A 23,920-nucleotide genomic window follows, 5' to 3' on the forward strand; every position below is an offset into this window, starting at 1 on the left:
TCCGCAACGCTTTGTGTTCGGATTGGCATATAAATGTTGGTCTAAAATGGCTAACAATATACTGGTATTTTTATGACTGAGTTACAGATTAAAAAAACTCTTGTCGAGTTTTTTGTAAAAAAGAATGATGATTTAATATTAGGAGCGGAAGTATCTTTTCAGTATGGCGAGAGAAGAGCCGACATTATCACTATTGAAAATGGTCTAGCGACTGCATATGAAATAAAAAGTGCTGGAGATAATATATCTCGTCTTGAATACCAATTGGAGTCATATAAAAGTTTCTTTGATTTTTGCTATATTGTTTGTGAGAAAAATCATCTGAACGCTATTCGAAGCTCCGTATCTAAGAATTTTGGCATTATTGTTGTTGATGACTCAAGCTTAAAATTTATAAGAAAGTCACATCAATTTAAAATGCATGATAAAGAAGTATTGGCCAGCTATTTTCCAATTAATAGACTAAAACAGCTAACTGGAATAAAATCACCACTTTCTAAGCATGAACTATGCATTTATGCATCTAAGAATATATCGAAAGAAATACTACATAAAGAATCTAGAAATGAAATGATGATGAGATATATAACCCCTTCTGAAATGCTCAGAATGGATGTTATAGAAAAGGTGAACGCTGACGATATATATACGTTAACTAAGCGCCCACCCTCGTATCTAGTAAAAAGATCTTAAAATAACTCGTGTTGTAATATAGTAGTGCATACGAACAGATATCCAATATGCGGGGCTAATACCTGATGGATTATCCTCACTTGCGGACAAGATCTCCTCATCAGACCAACCATGATAATTCATGTAACGAGGATCAGTTAGTACCTCCTTGGCACACCGAATATAACTACCCTCATTTCTTCTATATCTTTTATAGATGAATGTATTACCATCTTTTAGTGCAATATCTATTCTTGGAACAAACGTCCCACCCTTCATTTCGATTTGCTCTGTGTTGATAGAAGCATAATCGCCATATTTTATATTGTTCAGTTCTTTCTTGACGGCATGATAAATTGACTCCTCATAAATAATGAATGAGCCATCAGAATCATGCCCTCCTTCTGTTGCTGGACTAGAGGGGAATGAAGTAGAGAGAATTACTAACTCATCAATTTTTCTAGCAAATCCATTGACTGCTCTTGCAGACCTTAGAAAGGTTTTAGATACATCAGATAAAGACTCCTTGGCATCCTTACGGATATATCCAGCATCAAGAAATACATATAACTTACAATCGTCAGACAAGTTACTTACTATAGGCTCCAAGTAATATACAATTTCATCTTCATCAAGATCGTATGGTAGCCTTACCGCTAAGTTATTCTTATAACTCGATACATCACGCACAAATTTTATCACATCTTCAAACCCACGGTCATCATCTTCATATATATGGACCATTGGTATAATATTTAAATCTCGATGGCTCTCATTGAAAAAATGCCGCCAGTTCCAGAAACCATCTTGTTCTGACAATAATTGTTTTATTTGTGGGTTTATATATTTTTCATCCGTAGTCAAGTCGAGAATGAATGGTCTGCCATTTTGAATTTTTTTAATTTGTTGCATGCGTCTAAAAATATCCCCATCTGGGGCTTTAAGACACTTCCTTGACTTTGTTAACTCATAAATTGGAAGTATTTTATCGAAAACATCACCCCTGATATTCTCAAAACATCTCAACTCAGCATCTCGAGTCTTAATAATAGGGAAATATTTAAATTTACTCATAAATTATGACCTTCATAACCGAGTTGCTTGGCTCTTATTCTTACGGCCATTGAAGACACCTGAAAATGATCAGCTATATCTTCGACTTTTGAAGATACTTTTTCAATAAAGTTCGCAAATACATCATTAGGCATTAGTAATTCAGCTGCGAATCTATTCGCTTGGGCTTCAACAATATTTGAATCACCATTCCTAAAAAATGTTTTATCTTCAAAAAGAGATTTTTCTCGAGCATGTTTTACTCTATGCCCAAGTTCATGAGCTATTGTAAATCTTTGTCTATGCGGGTGATGAAGAGAATTTACAGTCATCACCCAAGAGCCTGTTTTTTTATCAATTTTAAGAGAGCCAGAGTCATCATCTGGCATAGGTTCATAGATAATAGAAATACCAAGAACCATAGCAAGCTCTGTAACATTAATGGGATCGGTTTTTATCCCATTTTTTTCAGCTAACTTGATCAGCTCATCTGGTGTAGACAGTTCTTCGAATCCTTCCGAAGGAATAATTTGACGATCTTTTTTCTTGATAAATGCCATTTTATTTCCTCGACATCAGATGCAGTTCTTTGCCATCATCATCTGCTTTATCCATTTTCGCTATTTTGTCAGAGATGAACGTAAGTTGCTCTTTTATTTTTATAAATTCTTCACTAAGTCGTATGTTCTCATCTTGCACTCGACTCCCCAGACCCAAGAGATCATCAACTCTCTGCGTATCCTCTTCATATGCATCCCTGATAGGTGATAATTTTTTCTTTACTCTCTTATTCACCAAAGCATCGAACTCTATACCATTTATATATTTGTGGACGGCTTCAATAGCTTTCTCATTAGAAGAAGTTTTAATATAAAAAATGGCAAGCGCAGCAAGAAGACCATTTATCGCAATTAAAAACGTTATAATGGTTTGATATAAATTACTTTGATAACTCCATATATCATCAAGACTAACAATAGTGCCTTGTTTAGCCAACTCGCCAACCATATGGCTTGTCATTGGGTCAAACTCACTATTGGGGTTTACTAACGAAAAAACATTTCCAATACCAATGTATTTTAAGAAAGATGGAGTAGCAATGAAATGGAACATCACTAGCCATGCAATAATTAGAGTGGAGGCTGTAATCAATGATGTTAATATAATATCGCGTTTGGACAATTTATTTTCCATAACTATACCTATGCATACCCTTATGGCACCATAATACCGTAAGGTAATCATGAGGTGAATAAAAAAAGCCCATCTTAATGTGATCTATCAGCAAGATTTGACCCAAGATCAATCACAGCATTAGGGCCGTAGGTTCGATTAGCGAAGCGTAATCGGACGATCGCGTAATCGGCCGCTTACAACGGAACAACCTTGTTAGGGTTTTTACTCCAATCCCTCCAACACCCCATCCACCGATCCGCACCAATCCGGCGGATAGATGCCGCTCGCCACATAACGATGGAAGGTGGAATACGGCCAATCGGCCACCCTGGTGACATGACCATGTTTGAGCGGGTTGATATGGACGTAATCCATATGGTGGCGGTAATCCCGCTCATCCCGGATCAGGTGTTCCCAATAATGGCGTTGCCAGATACCCCGTTCCCCGTGGCGCAAGCGGGTATGGCTGCGGCGCTCTGTCATCGGCAAGGCGCGGGAAAAGTGACTTTTGATTAGCCGCCAACGCAGGGGGAAATCGGTGTCCCCTTCCGGCAGCGAGAGGATGCAGTGGAGATGGTCGGGCAACACCACCCAGGCGTGAATGGCGAAGGGGTGAGCCTGTTGCACCTTGGCAACGCTGTGGCGCAGCAGGTCGATCTGCTCCACCAGCAACCGGTTGTTGCGCCGCTCCAGCAGGTTGACGGTAAAGAACCAGGTTCCTCCGGGCCACCATGCCCGCCGCCAGTTAGCCATCCTCTTTCCCTTGTTGAGACCGAAAAGCCAAGCATAGCCTTGCCTCACTTCGATCTGCTTGCGGGTTGTGATGGTGTGGATGTTCCATTACGCGATCGTCCGATTACGCTTCGCTAATCGAACCTACACGGACAGGAAATATGGGACACCCACCTTTCTGACAGAGGCGTAGCTGGTAAGACTACGCCGTGTTTGTGAGGTGAAAATATCTGGTCACTTGACCAGCTTGCTCTCCATCACCCCTTGCTTGCCTTCCTCTTCACTGACCTGACTCAGCTTGGAGCGGGCCATCAGCAGGCCCATTTTGACCTCCTGCCAGACGTAGTAGTTTTTACCCGCCTCGGTGCTGAGGGTCAGGGTGGCGTCGTTCTCCGACTTGGAGGTGATGGTGTGGCTGCCCGGCGTCACTTGCTTGAGGATATAGGTGTGGGCCACGGTGTCGCCGACCGCCATACCATCCACCAGCAGCGGCATTTTGACAGCCGTGCCGAAGGTCTCGTTGCGATAGATATAGAGGTTGGCCGCATCCTTGGGCGCCACAAACTGCTTGGCCTGCGCGTCAGCGGTAGCATCGGCCATGGGGACGGAAGCACAACCGGAAAGCAGCGCCGCCGACAGCAGGGCAGCACCCATCATTATTTGCCTGAACATAGTGTTTGGTTTGAGTGTGTTAACGGGATTTAAAGGTTCGCATGAGGCTTTGTGGCCGGGCAACCACTCAAACCGCTGCCGGTGTGACGGGATTCAATATTCCGGCAATTAACCGGTATGGTGCGGCACTTGGACGGTGCAGCGAACCGCGGCATACCGCTTGTCATTGATGTCTAAGTGAATGCTGACGCAACGCAGGGCAGGGACTTAGGTTCAATTACACCTCGCTGATCGAACCTGCACGGGCTGACAGAGGGGATGGCCACTCACCGTCTGATATCAGACATGGCCGTCAGTTATTTGAATGCGCTTGTACACCAGAGGATTGCATGCTTGCCAGCTCACTCTGGACGGTCTGGAACAAGCTGATCAGGCGCGCTCGATAGGTGTGGTGGGCCAGCACTGTCTGTTGCCCATGGGCGGCGATGGCGGCGCGCTCATCCTCGTGGCTCAGGTAATAGCCACAGATCTCCAGCAGGTCCTGCTTGTCGCGGAAGATCACCAGATCCTTGCCCGGGGTGAAGAGATGATGCAGATCCTCCTTGTCGTTTGTCACCATGAATCCACCGGCGCCAAGAATATCAAACACCCGCATGGGGAGCCCCGACTCGACGAAACTGCGCACCAGATTCAGGTTGATCCTGCTGCGTTGAAACAGGCGTGGCATCGCTTGGTAATGTTCTGCGTATCCACAATAGCTCTGCGTGTGTGTTGCCCACTCCGGGTTTCCATACACGGCGACCCGCTCAAACCGGGCTGCCAGAGTCTGGATACAGGACACCCTTTCCCGATAGGAGTGTTCGCGCCCCAGCAGATACGCCAGTTTTTCATATTCGTTCAGGTAGGGTAGCCCGCTCAGCGGATACACCTCTTTCACAAGCCGTATATGAGATTCCGTGAGTTGTGCGGTCAAGGGCCGCCCCTCCAGGTGCGCATCGATGTGCCCAATCAGCTCTTCCAGCGTTTGCAGCGGTCCCGGGGCCAGCCGTGGCTTGATGTGGGTCTGGTATTCCGGCGGGGTCAGGTTGGCGATGAAGGAGATATCGTGATCATAACCCGGCTCGGCTGGCAGTTGGCGCAGCTCGTTGACGGCGACCGGCAGGTAGTAGACGTTGCCCTTGCTCCGCTCCTTGAGCCTGCTTGCTACGGCAAGGTCGTAGACAAACGTGAAGGAGAGGGGGTTGGAGATGGCGTCATGATGCATGCCATAGCAAGGCGTATCGACCACCCAGGCAATGTAGGGCTTGCGCAACGCTTCGGCCGCTTGAGAGAGAAGGGGGTTGAAGTTGATGCTGAAGAGGTAATCAAAATTGAGAAATGGCAGCCTGGTAAACACCTCGGCAGAATAGGCGATGCGAATCACGTTAAACCCCAACGCCTGGAGCGTGTCCATGCAGTCTCTCGCGATGGTGACATGCTCAAAGCAGAGTACGGTTGCAGCCTGATCCTTCATGTTTGCTCCCCTGTGTCTGGTCATGGAGAGGGGGTGATCTTGCAGGCTCCTGCGTCATGTCATTGAGCCCTGTACCCTCGTCATGTCCTGATGACTGTTTTGCTGCCCCATCATGTGATGGGCCTGTTTTTGGCCCTGGCCTCCCGGCTTGTCAGGACAGAGGGGTCGTCAAGGCGACGTTGTCCATACTGGTCTCAATTGTCCCTGGATAACGCGATGAAGAGTCTCGCACGAAGCTTGGTGATCAACAATCACCCAGGCAGGGTGTCAACGAATGACACATCTTCAGATGCGGGTACCCGTCTAGCTTCCCATATGCCCGATGACGCTTGGTCAATGGAACCAACATGCCTGTCTTGGCTGTAACTCGGAGGCAGAAAAGCGTGTGGGCGTAGGCAAGAGAGTCTGCAGGGCGGCTTTGACCACGCCGCCAGCCAAGGCATACTGCCCCGTCACCAAATGGGAGTCATTGATGTCTAAGTGGATGCCGACACTGCGCCGGATGGGGCGCTGGCTGTTGCGAAAAACGGCGCTGGCGCTGCTGACCAGCCTGCTGTTTCTGATTTCGTTTACCCTGTTTCAATACGCATCCTGGTGGCCTGCACTGGCCGAGGGGACGCCTGTCCAATGGAGCGGTCTCTCCCCCAGTCATACCTTGGCTGAGCTGACCCCGGCCATGCTGGAGTTCAGCGTCGTACTCGCCTGTGTTTACGTGCCGCTGTTTTTGCTGACACCCCGCCCGCTGTTGTTGCCGCTCTTTGCCGGACTCTGGTTGTGGCAGACCTATGACATCGCCTTTATGACGGCAACCGCGTCGACCTGGCTGCCTCACGAGATCATCTGGAGCTTTATCCTGCCCCACACCCACTGGCTGCTGCTCACCCTGTTGTCGCCGCTGCTGCTGATCCGCCAGCTTGGCAGGCGACTATTTGCGGATACATCGGCAACACAGGCAAGGGGCGTCATCCTGGACGGCGGGCGGTAGCCAGAGGGAACGATCGATGACGCGATCGTCCGATTCCACGAACGTCCGATTACGCTTCGCTAATCGAACCTACATGCAGGCGGGTTCCAACAGGCATCCGCCTATCGGGCTCACCTCAGCTGAAATGCCTTGACGATAAATTCGATAAAGAGCCGCACGTTGCGGGACTGCTCCTTGTGGAAGGGGTAGACGGCGAACAGGGCGTGGGGGTCGGGTTGCCAGTTGGGGAGCAATCTGACCAGGGTGCCGTCCGCCAGTTCGTCCGACACGAATTCATCCGGTACCAGGATCACCCCGAGCCCCTGCACCGCCGCCTGTTTCAGGGCTATGCCGTTGTTGGCGCAGAAGCTGGCGGGGGGCAGCTCCACCGCCACGCTCTCCGCGTCCCGGGTGAAGAACCACTTGTCGGGGGAGGAGGAGAGGCTGTAGCGCAGGCAGTTGTGGCCCTTGAGATCCGCCGGGTGGGCGGGCTGGCCCGCCTCCTTCAGGTAGTCGGGGGCCGCGCAGAGCACCCGCTGCACCTCGCACAGGGGCTTGGCGCGCAGGGTGGAGTCCTCCAGGGTGCCAGCCCCCCGGATCACCACGTCCAGCCCCTGATCCACCAGATCCATGTAGGCGTCGCTCAGGATCACCTCGATGCCGATTTCCGGGTAGCGGCGCTGGAACGCGCAGACGAGGGGGTTGAGGCGGATCAGCCCGTAGGACATGGGCATGCCGATCCTCAGCCTGCCCCTGGGGGTGAAGGAGGCGGCCATGATGGACTGGTCGGCTGCCTCCAGGCTGTCCAGTACGGCGCATATCTGGCCGTAATAGGCCATGCCGGATTCGGTGACGCTCAGCCGCCGGGTGGTGCGGTTGATGAGGGCGATGCCGAGAAAGGCTTCCAGCTCGTTGATGTTCTTGCTGACCGCCGCCTGCGAGAGGTGCAGGTCGTCCGCCGCCGCCCTGAAGGTGCCCATTTCCACCACCCGGCGAAAGACGTTCAGCGCCGTGATCTTGTTCATCCTGCCCCCGTTAATTCACTACTGGTAAATGATGGTGCCATCATGGCGCGGTGAATTCACCCAATCCGGCTCGCCGGGCGCCAGGTAACAGAGAGGCGCAACAAGGGCGGCAGGGCCTTGGCCCGACCGCCCGGTGCCGCGGCGGCTTATTGCGCCTTTGTTGGTGCGGGGGGCAGGTTGATGCCGACATCGGCCCAAGGGTTGGTGCCGAGCAGCTGGGCGTGGGGCACGTCGGCCTGGTAGCGCATGGTGAATGCCCTGGGGCCGTGGGCGAAGGCCACCAACAGCCCCTGTTTTGCGTCCATCAACCCGGCGTGCATGCCGAGCCCGTGATAGCTGATCCGCACGGCCTTGTCCTCAAGGCCCACCTTGTCGATCTGGAAGCGGGCGATGCTGCCGTCTTTGAGGGTAAAGCCCCAGCGGAAGGGGCCGCCGCTGACCACCGTCATCACCTCGTCGATGTCGGTGCCGTCTTCTGCGGAGTTGACGTGCATGCGGCCATATTTGCCGAGCACGGCGCTGCGGGTGCGCTCGTCCAGCGCCATCAGGTCATAGACCTTGGGGTAGGGGCCGACGCCGGTCTCTTCGGTGGCGACGCCGCCCCCTTGCACCGCAGGCGCGCGCCCTGCGAGCCTGGCCTGCTCCAGCAGTTCCCCCTGACTCAGGTTGAAGGCCGAGATCAGGGCGCCGTGCTCCGCTTTGGTCAGGGCGCGGCGGTGGGAGGCGGCGAGCAGCGGCCTGGCGGCCTCGGGAATGTCGACGGTGACCACGTTGACGCCGATGGGGTTGAGCGCTTTGTTGACCGCTTCGACCCCGGTCACGGCGGGGCGGCCATCGCTGAACTGCACCGAGACCAGGTCACCGGCGAAGGTGTTGAAAGAGAGGGCCGAAGCGATGGTGCCGGCCAGCAAAGTAATATGGGTGAGTTTCATACAAGACTCCTCGTTAAGGTTCGAGAAGCAGTCTAGGGCGGTGGAAAGTGCACTGAAATAGCATCAAATGAATATCAAAATTCACTGCTGGTAATCAATCGCATGGGTGGCCGCCATCATGCTGCCCGGAGCCGCAGGGGCCAAGGTTGATTGACGCATCCTTGCTCGAACCAGCGTAGACACGGGGAACATAGGGAAGGGAGAGCAGAAACCCGGCCACTGACGGGGCGAGGCGGCCGGGTGAATTGTAAAGAGTAGGGTGACAGAGAACGCGGGGTATCAGCCTAGTCTAATCAACTCGATGGGGGCGTACTGCTCCCGGGAGTTGGCCAGCAGCACGCACTTTTCATGCTCGGCCTGATAGGGGGTCAGGTTGTCGGTTTGAGCCTCTTTCAGAAAGTCGACGGCGCCGGTGGCAGCGATCATCACGCGCTGACCCGCTGTGAGCGCATTGCGGTTTCGATCATAGATTTTCATGGCACTCTCCTTTTGTGGGGCCCGGCGGTATGCCCGGGCTGCGCGAATCAGCCTACGCCCCTGTCAAAGAGTGATGCATGTCACAGATCAAAAAAGAGCCAGAGAGGGACTCGGTGCGTCGGCAAGGGCGAACGGACCTGCCGTGCGGGGTCGTCCAATCCTGTCGCTGGGAAGGCAGGTCGGTACTGCTTTTTGCGGGGGCGGGCTCGAACAAACGGGGGGATACGCTATAGTGGATGCCGCTCGTGCAACCGCCTTCAACCAACCGAGAGCGCATTATGAATCGTGAGATCGCCGCCCAGTTTATCAAGATGCTGACCAACCTCGACCACTGTCTGGCCAAGGCCGAGGCCCATGCCGCCGCCAAGAAGTTCAACGCGGAGAACTTCTTCAATGAGCGGCTGATCGTCGACATGCTGCCGCTGGCCAAGCAGGTGCTGATCTGCTGCGACAGCGCCCGCGCCGTGGTGGCCACCGCCAGCCTGAGCGAGCCGCCGGTGCTGGGGGATGACCCCAAGACCATGGCGGATCTGCGCGCCCATGTGGCCAAGACCCTCACCTATCTGCAGAGCAAGCTGGATGCCGACTTCAGCCAGTATGCGAGCGGCCACTACACCCCCTACTGGGCCGGTGGCAAGGGAATGGACGGTCACACCTGCGTGCACGAGTACGGCATCCCCAACTTCTACTTCCACCTCACCATGACCTATGCCCTGCTGCGCCAGGCCGGGGTCGAGCTCGGCAAGGGGGATTACCTGGGTGCCATCAAGCTGCAATAAGCTGTATTCAGGAACGAAAAAGCCTGCCCGCTGGCAGGCTTTTTTTATCCGCGAACGGGGGGCGAGCCAGATCTAGCGGCATGGTCGCTGGCGACGGCTCTGGGCATAAAGGCGTGGTCTTCGGCCCTCGCGCGGTTACAATCCGGCGTCAAAGTAGAAAGGGTAAGAGAAACATGAAGATCCGAGTAATGATGCTGGCGGCCTTGCTGTGCCATGGCGCCGCGCAGGCGCAGGAAAGCGTCGCCGCAAGCTGGCCCGACACCCCCGTCACCCGTCTCAAGGCGCAGGCGCTGCTGCAGACCCTCAATGCCACCCTGCTCAGCAACCCGAGCGCCACCGTCACCCTGCAGAACTGGTGCGCCGACCACCGGATGGCCGGGGAGCCGCGCATCCGCGCCCTGCGTGATCAGGATACCCGCAAACCGGCCGATGCCGCCGTCCGCGAGCAGCTCAAGATCGCGGCCGATGAGCCCGTAGGCTATCGCCGGGTACAGCTCGCCTGCGGCGATCATCTCTTCTCCGAAGCAGACAACTGGTACGTGAAAAGCCGCCTCACTCCCGAGATGAACCGGCTCCTCGACACCAGCGATACCCCGTTTGGCCTGGCCGTCAAGGCGCTGAACTTCAGCCGCCGGACCCTCTCTTCCACCCTGCTGTGGGCACCCCTGCCGGCCGGTTGGGAGATGCAGATGCCCACCCTCACCAGCAGTGACCAGCCGCTGGCGATCCCCGAGCGGGTGCTGCAGCATAGGGCCATCCTCTCACGGGGGGATGGCGTGCCGTTCAGCCTGGTGGTCGAGACCTATCGCCGCGATCTCTTCGCCTTCCCGCTGGACAAGGCCCCCGGCCGCTGAGCCCGGATGGTGGTTTGGCGCGCACAGGCCGTCAGCAATAAAAAAAGCCTGCCGGCTGGCAGGCTTTTTCGTGGGCGTCACTCAGCCCGGCGGGATCTCCGGCTCCACCAGGGCCGCCAGCTGGGCCAACGACTCCTGCCAGCCGAGATAGCACATCTCCACCGGGATGGCTGCGGGGATCCCCTCCTGCACGATGACGAGTTCGGTGCCGCACACCACCCCGGTCAGGATCACGGTCACGTGCATCACCCCCGGCAGGTTGGGGTCGTCGAAGCTGTCGGTGTAGCGAATGCGCTTGCCCGGTTCGAGCTCCAGGTATTCGCCGCCAAAGGCATGACTGTGGCCGTTGCCGAACTGGGTGAACGCCATTCGGAAGTGGCCGCCGACCCTGGCCTCCAGCTGTTCCACCTGGCAGGTGAAGCCGTGGGGAGGCAGCCATTTGGCCAGCGCATCGGCCTCGATAAAGGCCCGGTAGATCCGCATCGGCGGTGCCTTGAGCACCCGATGCAGCCGCACTGTTCCTGTCTTCATCTCTCTTCCTCGTTGCCTTGGGTCCATCAAGGATAGTCGGTTGCGTCCGCTTGCCGACCAGAGGCCGGCCGCGGCGCCCTAGAAGGGGCCGTTGCGCTCGCGCAGCTGGTCGGGCAGGCCGTCGTGATCCCCCAGCTCGCGCTCGGGTACCGCATCCCAGTGCCGCTCACCGATGAAGCGGTTGCGCTCGGGGTGCAGGGCGTAGTGGATGTGGTTGTCCGCCCGATCGGTGTCGCCCACGCAGAGCAGCCGCACCGGCTGATTTGTGTTGTTGATGAAGGTGTGGGCCAGCCCGTCGCCCGCTTTGAAGCCGACCGAGTCACCGGGTTGCAGCCGATGGAGCACGCCGTCGAGCCAGACATCCGGGGTGCCCTCCAGCACGTGGACGAACTCGTCCTCTGTCTCCTCGGCGTGAGGCCAGCTGGTGCGCCGGCCCGGCGGCAGCAGCTCGTGGTGAATGCCGAGACGGGCAAAGCCGTAGTGCCTGCCGAGGGCGCTGCCCAGGGAGAGCGGCTCCTGGCTGCCGGAGTAGCGGCCGGGTTCGGGCTCCTGCAGCTCGCGCCAGTGCTTGATGCTGGGGTGGCGGGTCATAGTGGTTCCTTTTCTATGAAGATATGGTCACGGGAAGGGTCATCCTGACTGCCGGAGTGCGGGGAGAACAGCAGAGATTTGCTGGTCAGATGAGTCCCTCTGGCGAGGGGCCCGATGGTCGGGGCTATTTGGCCTTGACGCAAGGCATGGCGGGCAGTTCCCCCTGGGCGGCCGGCCGGGTCATCTGGTAGTGGCCGGCGAGATCCCGATAGACGCGGGTATTCCACACCTCGCCGTTGTCGAGCTGGAAGGCGATGTCGTAGTTGATCCCGGAGACCACCTGGCTGCGCACCTCGAGAATGCGCTCCAGCCTGGCGGAGGTGTTCATGCGCGCCAGCACGCCGGCCAGCGCCACTTCGGCGTCGGCGTTCGGCAACGGCTGACTCTGCCATCCGCCGGCCATGGGGGCGCACTCCTGCTGCTGCGGAGCCATGCTGCAGGCGCTCAGCAGGCCGGCAACCAGAATGGGAAACAGCGCTTTTTTCATATCTTTTCCTCCAGCCAATAAAGTAATGACCTTATCAACATTCGGGCGATAACGCAGCTGTCATGGCTCCAAAAGCCCCCCTTTTGGGGGCGGCCAGCCTGTTCAGCGGCCCAGGTTGTCGGCCAGCTGCTTGGCGCGGCCGGCGGCCCACTGGTCGATCATCTTCGCCATCTCGCTGGCGGTGATGGGGCTCTCCTTGTGGGTGGTGTCCGGGCTCTCGCGCGCATCCATCACCCGCACCAGCAGCTTGCCGCTTTGGGAGTCGAGCAACTGAGCCATGCTGCCCACCCTGAGCAGATAGGGTTCCTTGCCGATCACCTCGCGGGTGACGTTGATGGCGATCTTGGCGGGCAGCAGATCCCGCAGCTTGGGGTCTGGCCGGGTCAGGTCGAAGTTGGTGATGGCGGCCTGCACCCGCAGCACGCCGGGGCCGGGGGCGGTGGCAATCTTGACGCCGTGGCTCATCAGCTCGCGCTGGAAGGTGGCGTGGTAGTAGCGGCCGATCTCGTTCTGCTCGTTGGCGGTCAGCAGATACCACTGGCCGTTCTCCTGGCGGATGAACTGCAAGGGGTCGAGCAGCACCTGCTGGTACTGGCGCAGATCCACGCCGGGCTCCTTGTAGATGCGCTGGTTGGGGTTGCTTTCACTCTGCTGGAAGGCGGTCAGCGGGATCGCCTGCAGGCTGTGGGAGACCTGGTTCTTCACCGCGCAGCCACTCAGCAGAATGGCCACCATGCCCGCGATTACGGCTCTCTTCATCTCTTGCTCCTGATTGCGCTGCTTGTCCGACCCTGGCATCCGCTGCACAGGGCATGGCAAGAGAGATAACCGATTCAAAGAGCGCCCACAAGGACAGAATGCGGGGTGTTCAGGCAGGGTCCAGCCTGGCGTCGATGGCTACCCGATTGCCGGGACATGACGCTAATACGATGATTTTGTTTCGGATCGGCAATCATTTGATCAAGGTTGCGGATATTGACGCCGTTCGCTCATATAATCGCCGCCATGACACTGATTCGGAAGGATTCGATGACCAGCCTGATGGCGGCCCTGTGGGGGCTGCTCTTCTCCTGTCTGGCCTGGGCGGCACCCGGCCCCTTCGTCACCACGCTCCCTGACAGCACCACCACGGCGCAGCCTGCCAGCATGGAGCCGCTGCTCTCCTGGTTTACCGGCGAGTTCTCCAGCCGCGAGCAGGCCAGCTACGACAGCCGCTTTACCAGCGCTGAGCTGCGGCTGGTGGAGATCTGGCCCGGCTACAAGGGCTTTCGCTGGGTCTATGCCGAACAGTTCCTGACCGAGCGGGCGGTGCGCCCGTTTCGCCAGCGCATCTACCGCTTCTCGCTGGTGCCCGATGGCCGCATCCTGATGGCCGAGCTGACCATGCCGCGGGCCATCGACTTTGCCGGTGCCTGGCGCCGGCCCGAGCTGCTCGACTCCCTCACTCCGCAACAGCTCTCTTTGCGCCAGGGCTGCGAGATCTGGCTGACTCGTCAGCCGTCGGGAGAGTATGCCGGCCACAGCAAGGTGGGCAGCTGCTCCACCAATTTCGGCGGTGCCAGCACCCTGGTGCAGTACCTCTGGATCGGCCCCCATAGCGTGCGACTGCTGGATCGGGCCTATGACACCGATGCTCATCAGCGCTGGGGCAGCCCGGGGGAGGGCTATGTCTATCTGCGCCGGGTGAAGCAGCGCGGCGAGTAGGGCTGCGCCCTACAGCTGGTGGCGCTGCTCGACCAGGTAGTCGATGAGCAGCCGCAGGCGCAGCGGCAGCGGCTCTCTGGCCGGGTAGAGCAGGTTGACCGGGCGTGGGGCGGGCAGGGCATCCGCCAGGATCTCCTGCAGGGTACCGCGCGCCAGCTCCTCGCTCAGCAGGGCGCGCGGCTGCAGCAGGATGCCGGCGTGGTTGAGGGCGGCCACCTTGAGGGCGCCGCCGTGGTTGCTGATGAAGGGGCTGTCCCACAGGTGCAGCTGTTCGAGGGGAAAGGCCTCGGCCAGGCGCGACTGGCCGAGCCAGGGGCTGAATCCCAGGCAGTGGTGGCTGGCCAGATCCGCCAGCGTGAGGGGAGTGCCGTGGCGTTGCAGATAGTCTGGCGAGGCGCAAAACACCGAGCCCGTGCTGGTCAGTGGCCGGGCGATGTAGCCGGCATCCTTGGGCTGGCCGATCCGGAAGATGAGGTCGAAGCCGTCGCCGATGACGTCCACCAGCCGATCCGACAGATCCAGCTCGATGCGGATCTGCGGGTAGCGCTCCATGAAACGGCACAGCAGCGGCGTCAGCCGGTAGCTGCCGAAGGTGACGGGGGCGTTGATGCGGATCCTGCCCGCCGCCTGGCCGGTATTGGCCAGGGTGTTCTGCTCCAGCTCCCGGTAGTGTTGCAACAGGCTCTGGCAACCGGCGAGGTACTCCTGGCCCGCCTCGGTCAGGCTCTGGCAACGGGTGTTGCGATTGAGCAGGCGGGAGCCGACCCTGGCCTCCAGCCACTTGATGTACTTGCCGATCATGGCCGGCGTCATCGCGAAGCGCTCCGCCACGGCGGCGAAACTGCCCGCCCGGGCAACCTCGACGAAGATCTCGATGGCGGTCAAGCGATCCACTCTAAACTCCTGGTTTATAAAGCCCGGCGCCACTATGTCTGGCTGGCGTCGCGGCTGTCAATATACTGGGCGGCAGCCAATCCAAGCTGGAATCTCTCTCGATGACGCTCGACTATTACGCCCTCTATCTGCTGCTCGCCATCGGCACCGTGCTGAGCCCGGGGCCCGCCGTGATCTACACCATAGGCAACACCCTGACCCGGGGTGCTCGCCATGCCATCGCCGGCTTTTGCGGGGTGGCGGTGGGCATCCTGCTGGTGGCGAGCCTGGCCTCGCTGGCGGTGCTCTGGTTCACCCGCTGGCTGGCCGCGGGCCAGCAGATCCTCACCCTGGGCGGCGCGATCTATCTGCTCTATCTGGGGCTCAACTCCTGGCGCCAGCGGGCGGTGAGCCCGGTGCCGGGGGCCGGGTCGGATCGGGATTGCCGCCGCAGCTTCATCAAGGGGGCGCTCATCAGCCTGCTCAACCCCAAGGCGATCATCTTCTTCACCAGCCTGTTCCCCCAGTTCATCGACTTTCAACACGGGGCGCTGGGTCAGTGCATGCTGCTGGCGGTCACCTTCAGCGCCGTGGTGCTGGTGGTGCATGGCGGCTACTGCCTGGTGTTCCACTGGGTGGGGGCGCAAGGCTATGGCGAACGCTTCGCCAGGGGGATCAACCGGCTGTCGGCGGTGATGTTCACCGGTTTTGCCCTGTTGCTGCTGTTCAAGGGGTTGAGATAGGGGCATAACCCGGCAGCGAGCGTCCCGCATGGGGTGAGCAGGAGAAATAAGATTCCATCGGCGCTCTTTATGCCGCATGCTTCCAGGTTCAGGGAGTGGGGCAAGGATAATCAGGACCCCAACTGACATGGTCGAGGCGATGCCCATGGCATGGCCTTTCAACAAGGTTGGCAGCATGTCTTATTACGAACACGAGGTGGTCGGTCATCCCGACGTCGAATTGGGGTTGTGCGGCGAGCGTCAGGTGCGCTACCGGATCCATGGGGCCGAACGGGCTGGCAGCGGCCTGGTGGTCTATATCCCAGGATTTGGCGGTGATCTGGGGGCCTACAGCCAGGTATTCTGCGAAAAGGTGGCCGCGCAGCACGGCATGGCGGCACTTTGTGTCGACTATTTCTGCATGCGTTCGCGTCCGGCGGTGGGGGCGGTCATCTCCTTGCTGCCAGAGGAGCGTGCGCGTGCACTCGCCCTGCTGGGGTTGCCCGCCACGACGTCCGATGCCGCACTGCTGCGTGGGCTGGACACCTTGCAACCGGCGGCGCCATTGCGCTTTCACGGTTTGCTGATACCGCCCGATGGGGCCTACCAGAACTTCGGGGTAATGGCCGCCCTCGACATCCTCAATGCTATCGAAGATGCGATGCTCCGTTACGGCGGCAGTCGCGACAACCTGATACTGGTCGGCTCCTCTTACGGCGGCTATCTGGCGCAGCTGGTCAACAAGTTTCGCCCCGGCTATGTCCGCGCCCTGTTTGACAACTCCTCCTGGGCCGAGCCCAACCTGGCCTATGTAGTGGGACGGGACATCGGTGCGGTGGAGTACCAGTGCAGCCTGCAAGGCGGGGTGGAGCTGGCGCTGTGCGTGGATTCCCCCTGGCGGATGGTGGCTGGGCACCCGCACGAGTTCGATGTGGATGCCTTCATCATCCGGGCATTCAGTGCCTCCCAGCTCGATCAGATGGCCGCACAGGGAGGCACGCAGACCTTCTGTCTGATGGTGCACGCCATTCATGACGCCATTGCCCCTGCCGATGCCAAGCTGGCCATGGCGCGCGCCATGCTGGCACGGGGTTTCAACGCCGAGTTGATCCTGTTCGACGAGTCGAGTGTCGATGGCGAGTTCATCCGCAACATGGAGCACGGCATGGGGCTTTCCATGCTGCAGTTCTTCGAACAGGGGCTGGCACTGCTGGCCGAACGCTCCCCCTCCTTCGTGGCCACTCACGCCACCGAGGTGACCCTGCATGCCGGTCACTCGGTCTATCAGCTGAACTTTGCACACCCGCAGGTGCGGCTGCAACGCCAGCGGATCGAGGGCATGGCATCCACCTGACATTGATGCCGGGATGGGGTGTTTGCCGAAACAACAACGGGGGCCAGGCCCCCGTTGTTGTTATCGATGGTTTGCGACTCAGAGCCTGAACAGCGGGCGCAGGCGGATGCCGATCAGGCTGCCGGCGAGGGCCATCAACATCCAGACCCAGCCGTGCAGGCTGCCCGATGCCGTGCCGTCGAAGAAGCCGCCAAGGTTGCAGGCGCTGTACATGGCACCCATCCCCATCAGCAGGCCGCCGATGATGGAGGCCAGGCTGTTGCCAAGCCGCATCGGGGCGAATTGGCCGCCACCGCTGATGCAGCGCGCCAGCATGGCCCCCAGGATCCCCAGCCAGAACATGCCGACCATGGGGTTGATGAAGAGCGGCTGGGCCAGCTTGGGGTGCCCCTCGAACAGACCGAACAGGGAGGCACCGCGCAGCGCCATGTCATAGACGGCGCCAGTGATGGTCCAGGCCGAGCCGTGTAGGGCGACCACGCTGGAGTTGAGCAGAGCTATGATGATGCCGCCGGTCAGCACGGTGAAGCGGCCATCGCGCCAGAACAGGTTGCCGCCGCTGAAGAGGGGCTTGAGCTCACCGGTGCGCTTGAGCTCGCTCTTGCGAAACAGCAGGAACAGCGCGGCGACCAGCGCCAGGTTGAGCAGCATGCCGCTCCAGATATTGCCGGTCAGGTCTTTTGCCAGCACCACATGGCTGGAGAAGGTGGCCTCCAGCTCGGGGCGGAACTGGTTGCTGATCAGGGTGCCGATGCCGTAGCAGAGCAGCACCAGCCAGAAGCGGGGTTGCCCCTCGCCGCAGCAGTAAAGGGTGCCGGTGGCGCAGACGCCCGCCAGCTGCATGCCGATGCCGAACAAGAAGGCACCGACGATGAAGGGAATGCCGATGGCCATCACGTTGCCCACCATGGCATCGCCAAACAGGGCGTGGCTAAAGGAGAGGAAGCAGGTGAACAGCAGAATTTCGATGGCGATGGTGAGCAGGTGAACCCGCACGTAGTAGCTGTTGCGCTTGGTCAGCATCTCGCGCCAACCGAACACGATGCCGAAGCGGCTGAAGGAGAGGGTGAAGCCGAAGCCGAATCCGATCAGGGCCATCAGCGCCCATTTCATACCAAAGGTGTTGCCGAGCCAGAGTAACGCTCCCCCCGCGATTGCCACGATGGGGAGCGACCATTTTCGATTCATGCCTGTTGTTTCCTGTGCGTCATGGATGGAAGCCGTGCATCCTATTCCCACATTGAGTCCGATTCCAGCCCGGATCCGGTGGATGGCCGGAAAATTCGGGCAAAACCCCATCCAGATCAATTAACCCTGTCTTGCAGAGCGAAATGAGGATGAATCCGTTTTCGCGCAATAATTAATATCTCTGCCGTCCTTAATTGGAATTTGATGGCGAAAGATGAATTTATATTTTGCGCCACCCCATATTTCTGGGTAGAATCTTGGCGTGTTATCAACAGGTGGAAGGATATTATGGACAGCGACAGTTGTAGCCGATTGCACAGCGCGATGTGGGCTAATCAGAACTGAGGTTGATATCCCTTCTTCTCCCTCACTCTGATCGCTCAGAGTGTGGCATCTAGCGAGTCATCCCGACTCTTGCAACCCAGTCCCGCCGGGATCTGCGTTGCTCCCCGGATTGTTCCACTCCCTCTGCGAGCCATGCCGCCTCGCGCCCCAGCAATTGCACGCCTTGTCACGTGAGCCCTTCATCATGGGCCCGGGGCTGCCCGTTGCACCCGTTTATCAGCGCTCTGGTGAGCAGGGGCAAGCAGGCTGGCGTGAAATAACACGATGGATGTCTCGTATTGAAAACAATCTGATTTTCGATAGGGATAGTTGCGGACTTAAATAAAGAGCGGCTTTTATTATATATTTCTGAATATGCTCAGGTGACTGCGAAATATATATTAATGGGGTGCGGTTATTTTCCCGTTGAACCGGACCATGACGCGCCGCTCGTTATTGTTCGACCATCATGCCGTTATGGTTGCTTGCCGTTATCCAGATCTTCTTTTGTGCAATGAGTCGCCGTCGTCGCGATTCATGCCCTGTCGATAATGCGCGCCGCGTGGATTTGCCCGCTGGCGATGACCTGCCGTGCCCTCGATATGCCGGGGCCGGCTTGCTGCAGCCCAACTCGGAGGAACCGCCATGACCGAAGAGCCCAAACCTAGACCCTCGGGGTCCACGCCTGCCCACTCCTGATCCCTGCGGGACGGGATGCGGTGTCCTGACCCCTGATCCGACCTGACCATGCCGGTTGGCACGACGGCAGACATTTGTCTGACGGGCCGCCCCGCGCGCGACGATTGAGCGTGCCGGCACAGTGTTGGGTTCACAGCCTTCGATTTCAGCACTGACGCCAGGCCCGGCCCGCGACAGCGCCCGCTTGCGCGTAAAAATCAGGATAAAGAGTCATGAAACAACAACATACCGCCAGCCGGCACAAGCAGAGAGGGTTCGTCGCCCCGGGCAGCCAGAAGGAGAAGCTCTCCTCCCGGGTGCTTGACGAGGCCGACAAGTCCCTCGAGTACACCCTCACCGCCGTGCGCGGCAACATCGACGGCCTCACCGCGACCGAGGCCGCCAACCGCCTGATCCAGTTCGGTCCCAACGAGGTGACCCACGACAAGCCGCCCCACGCGCTGATCCAGCTGCTGCAGGCGTTCAAGAACCCCTTCGTGATGGTGCTGATCGTGCTCGGGCTGGTCAGTTACGTGATGGACGTGCTGATGGCCGAGCCGGGCGACGAGGATTGGGTCAAGGTGATCATCCTCGGCGTCATGGTGGGCCTGAGCGGTCTGCTGCGCTTCTGGCAGGAGTACCGCTCCGCCAAGGCGGCCGAGGCGCTCAAGTCGCTGGTGCGCAACACCGCCACCGTGCAGCGTCGCCCCTCGCCCGGGGTCGCTCCCCAGCGCAAGGAGGTGGCGATGACCGAGCTGGTGGCCGGTGACATAGTGCATCTGCAGGCGGGGGACATGATCCCGGCCGACATCAAGCTGATCGAATCGCGCGATCTCTTCATCAGCCAGGCGGTGCTGACCGGCGAAGCGCTGCCGGTGGAGAAGTACGACACCCTGGGCGCCGTGGCCGGCAAGTCGGCGGAAGGGAGCGTTGCAGCCGAGGGGGGGATGCTCGATCTGCCCAACATCTGCTTTATGGGTACCAACGTGGTGAGCGGTACCGCCCGCGCCGTGGTGGTGGCCACCGGCAGCGACACCTATTTCGGCTCACTGGCCCGCAACGTGGTGAGCCACAAGCGCATCGAGACCAGTTTCGATCGCGGCGTGAACAGCGTCACCAGGCTGCTGATCCGCTTCATGCTGGTGATGGTGCCCATCGTCTTCATGCTGAGCGGGGTCAGCAGCGGCGACTGGATGTCGGCGCTCACCTTCGCGCTGGCAGTGGCGGTGGGGCTCACCCCCGAGATGCTGCCGATGATCGTCTCCGCCAACCTGGCGCGCGGCGCGGTGGCCATGGCCAAGCGCAAGGTGGTGGTGAAGCGGCTCAACTCGGTGCAGAACTTCGGCGCCATGGACGTGCTCTGCACCGACAAGACCGGCACCCTGACCCAGGACAAGATCATCCTCGAGCACCACTACGACGTGCGTGGCAACCGGGACGACCGGATCCTGCAGCTGGCCTGGCTCAACAGCTTTCACCAGAGCGGCATGAAGAACCTGATGGACATCGCGGTGGTCGAGCACGCCGATGCCCTGGGGGAGAGCTGCAAGCCGGCCAACTACCGCAAGGTGGACGAGCTGCCGTTCGACTTCGTGCGCCGCCGCCTGTCAGTCATTGTGCAGGACGATCTGGGCCAGCAGCTGATGGTCTCCAAGGGGGCGGTGGAAGAGATGCTGGCCGTTTCCAGCGAGATCGCCGATGGCCAGGAGGTGCGGGAGCTGACCGACGCGGATCGCCGCGCCCTGCTGCGGCAGAGCGAGGAGTTCAACGCCGAGGGCTATCGGGTGCTGATCGTGGCGACCCGCGAGATCCCGGCTGACGAGTGCAAGCAGAGCTATCAGACCCGCGACGAGGCCAAGCTGGTGGTGCGCGGCTTCCTCACCTTCTTCGATCCGCCCAAGGACTCGGCCGCGCCGGCCATCCGCGCACTGAACGAGTACGGGGTGGCGGTCAAGGTGCTGACCGGCGACAACCCCATCATCACCAGCAAGGTGTGTCGTGATGTGGGGCTGGCGCCCGGCGTGCCGCTGCTCGGCAAGGATATCGAGGGGATGGACGATGTGGCGCTGTGCGAGGCGGTCAAGCAGACCACCATCTTCGCCAAACTCACCCCACTGCAGAAGTCGCGGGTGGTGAAGGCGCTGCAGGCCAACGGCAATACCGTCGGTTTCCTCGGTGACGGCATCAACGATGCGCCGGCGCTGCGGGATGCAGACGTGGGGATCTCGGTGGACAGCGGTGCCGACATCGCCAAGGAGACCGCCGACATCATCCTGCTGGAGAAGAGCCTGATGGTGCTGGAGGAGGGGGTGATCAAGGGGCGCGAGACCTTTGGCAACATCTTGAAGTACCTCAACATGACCGCCAGCTCCAACTTCGGCAACGTCTTCTCGGTGCTGGTGGCCTCCGCCTGGCTGCCCTGGGCGCCCATGCTGGCGATGCAGATGCTGATCCAGAACCTGGTGTACGACGTCTCCCAGATGCTGCTGCCGTGGGACAAGATGGACCCCGAGTTCCTCAAGCGGCCGCGCAAGTGGGAGGCGAGCAACATCAAGCGCTTCATGCTGTGGCTTGGCCCGACCTCGTCGGTGTTCGACATCAGCACCTACTGCCTGATGTGGTTCGTGTTCGGTGCCGGTGCCCTCTATGCCACCGCCAACGGCAGCATGGATCCGCTGGTCAACGGTCAGGCCATCATGAACTCCGGCTGGTTCATCGAGGGGTTGGTGTCGCAGACCCTGGTAGTGCACATGCTGCGTACCCGCAAGATCCCCTTCCTGCAGAGTACCGCCACCCTGCCGGTGCTGCTCTCCACCTCGATCGCCATCGCCATCGGCTGCTACCTGCCGTTCTCGCCGCTGGCTGAGCACTTCGGCTTCATCACTCTGGATGGGCCCAAGTACTTCATGTGGCTGGTGATCACCATGCTGGCCTACATGGGGCTGACCCAGACCGTCAAGACCCTCTATATCAAGCGCCACGGTCAGTGGTTCTGATGAAGGGCCTGTGAGAGGGCCGGTTACCCGGCCAGGAAGAATGAACGCAAAGAGGGATGGCCCGGGCCATCCCTCTTTTTCATGTCTGCAAGACAGGGGTCAATGCAGGACCAGGGCATAGGCCTCGCCGGCCATGCCGGTCAGGATGGAGAGGCTGACGGCGCCGAACAGCAGGCCGGTGACCAGGTTGAGCGGGCGCTGCACGCGGCCGAGCAGGCGCTGGGCGCGAACGGTGGAGAGGCTCCAGGCCAGCACCCCGAACCAGGCCAGCGAGAGCAGGAACAGCTCCAGCACCAGCAGGCCGCGGGTCAGGCCGTCCACCTGGGGCGTCACCATGGCGGCCAGCAGCCCCATGAAGAACAGCAGCGCCTTGGGGTTGAGCAGGTTGGTGGCAATGCCGCGCTGCACCCCCTTGCGCCAGCCCTGCGCCTCGCCGCCGGCGTGCAGGGCGAGCTCGGCCGAGCTGTGCCAGGCCGCCTTCAGCGCTCCCCAGCCGAGCCAGCCCAGATAGAGGGCGCCGACCACCTTCACCGTCATGAACAGCCAGGGGTGTTCGGCAATCAGCAGGCTGATGCCGGTGAGGCTGAGGGTGGCATGTACCACAATCGCCAAGGCGATGCCCAGCGCCGCCCCGAGGGCGGTGGGCCTGTGCAGGCTGGTGCGCAGGATCAGCGCGAAGTCGGGGCCCGGGCTCGCCAGGGCGATGAGGTGGATGAGACCTATGGTCAGAAACAGGCTGGTGAACATGGTGAAACCTCGATGATGGTACGAGGCGACAGCATGGCGGATCGCGAAGGCGCCGGATTGTAAAAGATTGCAGTGCGGAGTTAGTCGGTGCGCCCGTTGGAGGCCTGCATCTGCTGGCGAAAATCGGCGGGGGTGAGGCCGAACGCCTGGCGAAAGCCGTGGTGGAAGTGACTCTGATCGAAGAAGCCGACCGCCAGCGCCACCTCGCTCACCGGCAGGCCGCTGCCGAGCAGGCGCTTGCTCTGCTCGAGCCGCAACCGCTTGAGCCAGGCGTAGGGGGTCATGCCGGTCTTTTTCTTGAACTGGCGCAGGAAGGCGAAGCGATCCAGCCCGAACAGGGCGGCCAGATCCTCCAGGCTGTGGCGCTGATCCAGCCGGGCCATCAGATAGTCGCGCAGGTACCTGAGCTGAGGGTCGGCCAGGGCGTGGCGCTCGGGGGCGATGTGCAGCAGCTCGCCGAGCAGGGCCAGCAGCTGGCTCTCCGCCAGCAGGCCGTCGGGGCTGGGGTTGTCCAGGTACATGTGCAGCCGGGCGAACCCCTGATAGAGGTCGGGGCGGCTCTGCAATCCCTTGTCGAAGAAGGGTTCCGGGCTCTCTGGCAGCCAGCGGGCCAGCTGCTCGGGGGCGATGGCGAACACCCGCACCTCGTACCCTTCCGGCCGCAGGCTGAGGCCGTCGTGCATCTCGTCCGGGTTGACGGTGGAGAGCTCGCCACGCACCAGGTGGTGGCTGTTGCCCTTGTGGATGAATTTCTGGCCGCCCTGCTGCACCAGACCTATGTGGTAGTCCAGGTGAACATGGCGGCCATAGCTGAACTCCCTGTGGTGGGAGTGGGAGAGTTCAACCCCCGGCAGCAGCCGGGATTGCCAGTAGTGGATGCGGGATTGGGGTGCGCTCATCGGCTATTGATAACCTGAAACCCGGGCATGGGCTTGT

At 59.2% G+C, this 23,920-nt stretch carries 25 protein-coding genes; 8 read left to right on the plus strand and 17 right to left on the minus strand.

From position 1 onward, the window contains the following. The first annotated feature begins 72 nt into the window (after positions 1 to 72). Positions 73 to 693 (plus strand): sce7726 family protein, encoded by a 621-nt coding sequence (locus G5134_RS14450; protein WP_421232070.1) that lies wholly within the window; start codon positions 73 to 75, stop codon positions 691 to 693. Here G5134_RS14450 and G5134_RS14455 read toward each other — a convergent pair. The 6 genes from G5134_RS14455 to G5134_RS14480 all read right to left on the minus strand — a co-directional run bounded on the left by G5134_RS14455 (position 676) and on the right by G5134_RS14480 (position 5,758). Further along, the gene (locus tag G5134_RS14455; protein WP_159162670.1) at positions 676 to 1,746 is read right to left on the minus strand and encodes a beta family protein; all 1,071 of its coding nucleotides are present in this window, start codon (positions 1,744 to 1,746) and stop codon (positions 676 to 678) included. The two genes, G5134_RS14450 and G5134_RS14455, sit on opposite strands and share 18 nt — an antisense overlap. Beyond that, complete coding sequence (locus G5134_RS14460) at positions 1,743 to 2,285, minus strand: ImmA/IrrE family metallo-endopeptidase (protein WP_159162669.1); 543 nt, start codon at positions 2,283 to 2,285, stop codon at positions 1,743 to 1,745. The genes G5134_RS14455 and G5134_RS14460 overlap by 4 nt, the downstream gene beginning before the upstream one ends. A gap of 1 nt (position 2,286) precedes the next feature. Then, the gene (locus G5134_RS14465; protein ID WP_159162668.1) at positions 2,287 to 2,919 is read right to left on the minus strand and encodes a hypothetical protein; all 633 of its coding nucleotides are present in this window, start codon (positions 2,917 to 2,919) and stop codon (positions 2,287 to 2,289) included. A 204-nt stretch (positions 2,920 to 3,123) separates the two neighbouring features. Beyond that, positions 3,124 to 3,654: an REP-associated tyrosine transposase gene (locus G5134_RS14470; protein ID WP_065017206.1), complete on the minus strand. Its 531-nt coding sequence runs from the start codon at positions 3,652 to 3,654 to the stop codon at positions 3,124 to 3,126. Between the two features lie 213 nt (positions 3,655 to 3,867). Continuing rightward, a complete protein-coding gene (locus G5134_RS14475; RefSeq protein ID WP_065017207.1) occupies positions 3,868 to 4,305 on the minus strand; it encodes a DUF2846 domain-containing protein in 438 nt (145 codons plus the stop codon). 292 nt (positions 4,306 to 4,597) lie between these two features. After that, the gene (locus tag G5134_RS14480; protein WP_065017208.1) at positions 4,598 to 5,758 is read right to left on the minus strand and encodes a CgeB family protein; all 1,161 of its coding nucleotides are present in this window, start codon (positions 5,756 to 5,758) and stop codon (positions 4,598 to 4,600) included. 502 nt (positions 5,759 to 6,260) lie between these two features. Here G5134_RS14480 and G5134_RS14485 point away from each other — a divergent pair. After that, on the plus strand, positions 6,261 to 6,743 hold the full coding sequence (locus G5134_RS14485; protein ID WP_065017209.1) for a hypothetical protein: 483 nt from the start codon (positions 6,261 to 6,263) through the stop codon (positions 6,741 to 6,743). Between the two features lie 110 nt (positions 6,744 to 6,853). On the opposite strand, the gene G5134_RS14490 is transcribed toward G5134_RS14485, so the two are convergent. From G5134_RS14490 to ydfZ, 3 genes are all read right to left on the minus strand, one after another. After that, positions 6,854 to 7,747: a LysR family transcriptional regulator gene (locus tag G5134_RS14490; protein ID WP_065017210.1), complete on the minus strand. Its 894-nt coding sequence runs from the start codon at positions 7,745 to 7,747 to the stop codon at positions 6,854 to 6,856. Between the two features lie 146 nt (positions 7,748 to 7,893). Then, the gene (locus G5134_RS14495; protein WP_421232071.1) at positions 7,894 to 8,679 is read right to left on the minus strand and encodes a hypothetical protein; all 786 of its coding nucleotides are present in this window, start codon (positions 8,677 to 8,679) and stop codon (positions 7,894 to 7,896) included. Between the two features lie 279 nt (positions 8,680 to 8,958). Then, on the minus strand, positions 8,959 to 9,156 hold the full coding sequence (gene ydfZ, locus G5134_RS14500; protein ID WP_065017212.1) for a putative selenium delivery protein YdfZ: 198 nt from the start codon (positions 9,154 to 9,156) through the stop codon (positions 8,959 to 8,961). 278 nt (positions 9,157 to 9,434) lie between these two features. Here ydfZ and G5134_RS14505 point away from each other — a divergent pair, with 278 nt between their 5' ends. Next, positions 9,435 to 9,935: a DUF1993 domain-containing protein gene (locus G5134_RS14505; RefSeq protein ID WP_017785255.1), complete on the plus strand. Its 501-nt coding sequence runs from the start codon at positions 9,435 to 9,437 to the stop codon at positions 9,933 to 9,935. Between the two features lie 188 nt (positions 9,936 to 10,123). Continuing rightward, a complete protein-coding gene (locus G5134_RS14510; RefSeq protein WP_201900238.1) occupies positions 10,124 to 10,789 on the plus strand; it encodes a hypothetical protein in 666 nt (221 codons plus the stop codon). Between the two features lie 81 nt (positions 10,790 to 10,870). Here G5134_RS14510 and G5134_RS14515 read toward each other — a convergent pair whose 3' ends face one another. The 4 genes from G5134_RS14515 to G5134_RS14530 form a co-directional block, all read right to left on the minus strand. Further along, the gene (locus G5134_RS14515; RefSeq protein ID WP_005307686.1) at positions 10,871 to 11,320 is read right to left on the minus strand and encodes an SRPBCC family protein; all 450 of its coding nucleotides are present in this window, start codon (positions 11,318 to 11,320) and stop codon (positions 10,871 to 10,873) included. A gap of 78 nt (positions 11,321 to 11,398) precedes the next feature. After that, the gene (locus tag G5134_RS14520) at positions 11,399 to 11,911 is read right to left on the minus strand and encodes a cupin domain-containing protein (RefSeq protein ID WP_095591805.1); all 513 of its coding nucleotides are present in this window, start codon (positions 11,909 to 11,911) and stop codon (positions 11,399 to 11,401) included. A 124-nt stretch (positions 11,912 to 12,035) separates the two neighbouring features. Then, positions 12,036 to 12,398, minus strand: a complete 363-nt coding sequence (locus G5134_RS14525) for a cystatin domain-containing protein (RefSeq protein WP_421232072.1) — start codon at positions 12,396 to 12,398, stop codon at positions 12,036 to 12,038. A 102-nt stretch (positions 12,399 to 12,500) separates the two neighbouring features. Then, positions 12,501 to 13,157 carry a DUF3313 domain-containing protein gene (locus G5134_RS14530; RefSeq protein WP_268010020.1) on the minus strand — a complete coding sequence of 219 codons (657 nt, stop codon included), beginning with the start codon at positions 13,155 to 13,157 and terminating at the stop codon, positions 12,501 to 12,503. Positions 13,158 to 13,427: 270 nt separating this feature from the next. On the opposite strand from G5134_RS14530, the gene G5134_RS14535 reads away from it, so the two are divergent. Continuing rightward, entirely contained in the window at positions 13,428 to 14,102 is a 675-nt protein-coding gene (locus G5134_RS14535) for a chromophore lyase CpcT/CpeT (RefSeq protein ID WP_260752141.1), read from the plus strand. Positions 14,103 to 14,111: 9 nt separating this feature from the next. Here G5134_RS14535 and G5134_RS14540 read toward each other — a convergent pair whose 3' ends face one another. Further along, on the minus strand, positions 14,112 to 14,996 hold the full coding sequence (locus tag G5134_RS14540) for a LysR family transcriptional regulator (RefSeq protein ID WP_242761541.1): 885 nt from the start codon (positions 14,994 to 14,996) through the stop codon (positions 14,112 to 14,114). 101 nt (positions 14,997 to 15,097) lie between these two features. Here G5134_RS14540 and G5134_RS14545 point away from each other — a divergent pair, with 101 nt between their 5' ends. Continuing rightward, the gene (locus G5134_RS14545) at positions 15,098 to 15,718 is read left to right on the plus strand and encodes a LysE family translocator (protein ID WP_421232073.1); all 621 of its coding nucleotides are present in this window, start codon (positions 15,098 to 15,100) and stop codon (positions 15,716 to 15,718) included. A gap of 127 nt (positions 15,719 to 15,845) precedes the next feature. Beyond that, positions 15,846 to 17,051 carry a DUF2920 family protein gene (locus G5134_RS14550; protein ID WP_421232074.1) on the plus strand — a complete coding sequence of 402 codons (1,206 nt, stop codon included), beginning with the start codon at positions 15,846 to 15,848 and terminating at the stop codon, positions 17,049 to 17,051. Between the two features lie 78 nt (positions 17,052 to 17,129). Here the strand turns inward: G5134_RS14550 and G5134_RS14555 are convergent, their stop codons facing one another. Beyond that, positions 17,130 to 18,239: a YeeE/YedE thiosulfate transporter family protein gene (locus tag G5134_RS14555; RefSeq protein ID WP_197495597.1), complete on the minus strand. Its 1,110-nt coding sequence runs from the start codon at positions 18,237 to 18,239 to the stop codon at positions 17,130 to 17,132. 1,235 nt (positions 18,240 to 19,474) lie between these two features. On the opposite strand from G5134_RS14555, the gene mgtA reads away from it, so the two are divergent. Then, complete coding sequence (gene mgtA / locus G5134_RS14560) at positions 19,475 to 22,237, plus strand: magnesium-translocating P-type ATPase (RefSeq protein ID WP_065017219.1); 2,763 nt, start codon at positions 19,475 to 19,477, stop codon at positions 22,235 to 22,237. 99 nt (positions 22,238 to 22,336) lie between these two features. Here mgtA and G5134_RS14565 read toward each other — a convergent pair whose 3' ends face one another. Continuing rightward, the gene (locus G5134_RS14565; RefSeq protein WP_065017220.1) at positions 22,337 to 22,984 is read right to left on the minus strand and encodes a LysE family translocator; all 648 of its coding nucleotides are present in this window, start codon (positions 22,982 to 22,984) and stop codon (positions 22,337 to 22,339) included. A gap of 80 nt (positions 22,985 to 23,064) precedes the next feature. Then, positions 23,065 to 23,883 (minus strand): AraC family transcriptional regulator, encoded by an 819-nt coding sequence (locus G5134_RS14570; RefSeq protein ID WP_017788684.1) that lies wholly within the window; start codon positions 23,881 to 23,883, stop codon positions 23,065 to 23,067. Positions 23,884 to 23,920: the final 37 nt, after the last annotated feature.

Source organism: Aeromonas sp. 600276 (assembly GCF_049175815.1).
Lineage (GTDB): Bacteria > Pseudomonadota > Gammaproteobacteria > Enterobacterales > Aeromonadaceae > Aeromonas > Aeromonas dhakensis.

What these genes read in the sequence shown, in the direction of transcription:
- G5134_RS14510 (WP_201900238.1), top strand. Translation starts at nt 10,124, where the DNA reads ATGATGCTGGCGGCCTTGCTGTGCCATGGCGCCGCGCAGGCGCAGGAA.
- G5134_RS14490 (WP_065017210.1), bottom strand. Translation starts at nt 7,747, where the DNA reads ATGAACAAGATCACGGCGCTGAACGTCTTTCGCCGGGTGGTGGAAATG.
- G5134_RS14565 (WP_065017220.1), bottom strand. Translation starts at nt 22,984, where the DNA reads ATGTTCACCAGCCTGTTTCTGACCATAGGTCTCATCCACCTCATCGCC.
- G5134_RS14545 (WP_421232073.1), top strand. Translation starts at nt 15,098, where the DNA reads ATGACGCTCGACTATTACGCCCTCTATCTGCTGCTCGCCATCGGCACC.
- G5134_RS14535 (WP_260752141.1), top strand. Translation starts at nt 13,428, where the DNA reads ATGACCAGCCTGATGGCGGCCCTGTGGGGGCTGCTCTTCTCCTGTCTG.
- G5134_RS14525 (WP_421232072.1), bottom strand. Translation starts at nt 12,398, where the DNA reads ATGAAAAAAGCGCTGTTTCCCATTCTGGTTGCCGGCCTGCTGAGCGCC.
- G5134_RS14450 (WP_421232070.1), top strand. Translation starts at nt 73, where the DNA reads ATGACTGAGTTACAGATTAAAAAAACTCTTGTCGAGTTTTTTGTAAAA.
- G5134_RS14520 (WP_095591805.1), bottom strand. Translation starts at nt 11,911, where the DNA reads ATGACCCGCCACCCCAGCATCAAGCACTGGCGCGAGCTGCAGGAGCCC.
- G5134_RS14465 (WP_159162668.1), bottom strand. Translation starts at nt 2,919, where the DNA reads ATGGAAAATAAATTGTCCAAACGCGATATTATATTAACATCATTGATT.
- mgtA (WP_065017219.1), top strand. Translation starts at nt 19,475, where the DNA reads ATGAAACAACAACATACCGCCAGCCGGCACAAGCAGAGAGGGTTCGTC.
- G5134_RS14555 (WP_197495597.1), bottom strand. Translation starts at nt 18,239, where the DNA reads ATGAATCGAAAATGGTCGCTCCCCATCGTGGCAATCGCGGGGGGAGCG.
- G5134_RS14480 (WP_065017208.1), bottom strand. Translation starts at nt 5,758, where the DNA reads ATGAAGGATCAGGCTGCAACCGTACTCTGCTTTGAGCATGTCACCATC.
- G5134_RS14530 (WP_268010020.1), bottom strand. Translation starts at nt 13,157, where the DNA reads ATGAAGAGAGCCGTAATCGCGGGCATGGTGGCCATTCTGCTGAGTGGC.
- G5134_RS14455 (WP_159162670.1), bottom strand. Translation starts at nt 1,746, where the DNA reads ATGAGTAAATTTAAATATTTCCCTATTATTAAGACTCGAGATGCTGAG.
- G5134_RS14515 (WP_005307686.1), bottom strand. Translation starts at nt 11,320, where the DNA reads ATGAAGACAGGAACAGTGCGGCTGCATCGGGTGCTCAAGGCACCGCCG.
- G5134_RS14570 (WP_017788684.1), bottom strand. Translation starts at nt 23,883, where the DNA reads ATGAGCGCACCCCAATCCCGCATCCACTACTGGCAATCCCGGCTGCTG.
- G5134_RS14550 (WP_421232074.1), top strand. Translation starts at nt 15,846, where the DNA reads ATGGTCGAGGCGATGCCCATGGCATGGCCTTTCAACAAGGTTGGCAGC.
- G5134_RS14470 (WP_065017206.1), bottom strand. Translation starts at nt 3,654, where the DNA reads ATGGCTAACTGGCGGCGGGCATGGTGGCCCGGAGGAACCTGGTTCTTT.
- G5134_RS14485 (WP_065017209.1), top strand. Translation starts at nt 6,261, where the DNA reads ATGGGGCGCTGGCTGTTGCGAAAAACGGCGCTGGCGCTGCTGACCAGC.
- G5134_RS14460 (WP_159162669.1), bottom strand. Translation starts at nt 2,285, where the DNA reads ATGGCATTTATCAAGAAAAAAGATCGTCAAATTATTCCTTCGGAAGGA.
- G5134_RS14495 (WP_421232071.1), bottom strand. Translation starts at nt 8,679, where the DNA reads ATGAAACTCACCCATATTACTTTGCTGGCCGGCACCATCGCTTCGGCC.
- G5134_RS14475 (WP_065017207.1), bottom strand. Translation starts at nt 4,305, where the DNA reads ATGTTCAGGCAAATAATGATGGGTGCTGCCCTGCTGTCGGCGGCGCTG.
- G5134_RS14505 (WP_017785255.1), top strand. Translation starts at nt 9,435, where the DNA reads ATGAATCGTGAGATCGCCGCCCAGTTTATCAAGATGCTGACCAACCTC.
- ydfZ (WP_065017212.1), bottom strand. Translation starts at nt 9,156, where the DNA reads ATGAAAATCTATGATCGAAACCGCAATGCGCTCACAGCGGGTCAGCGC.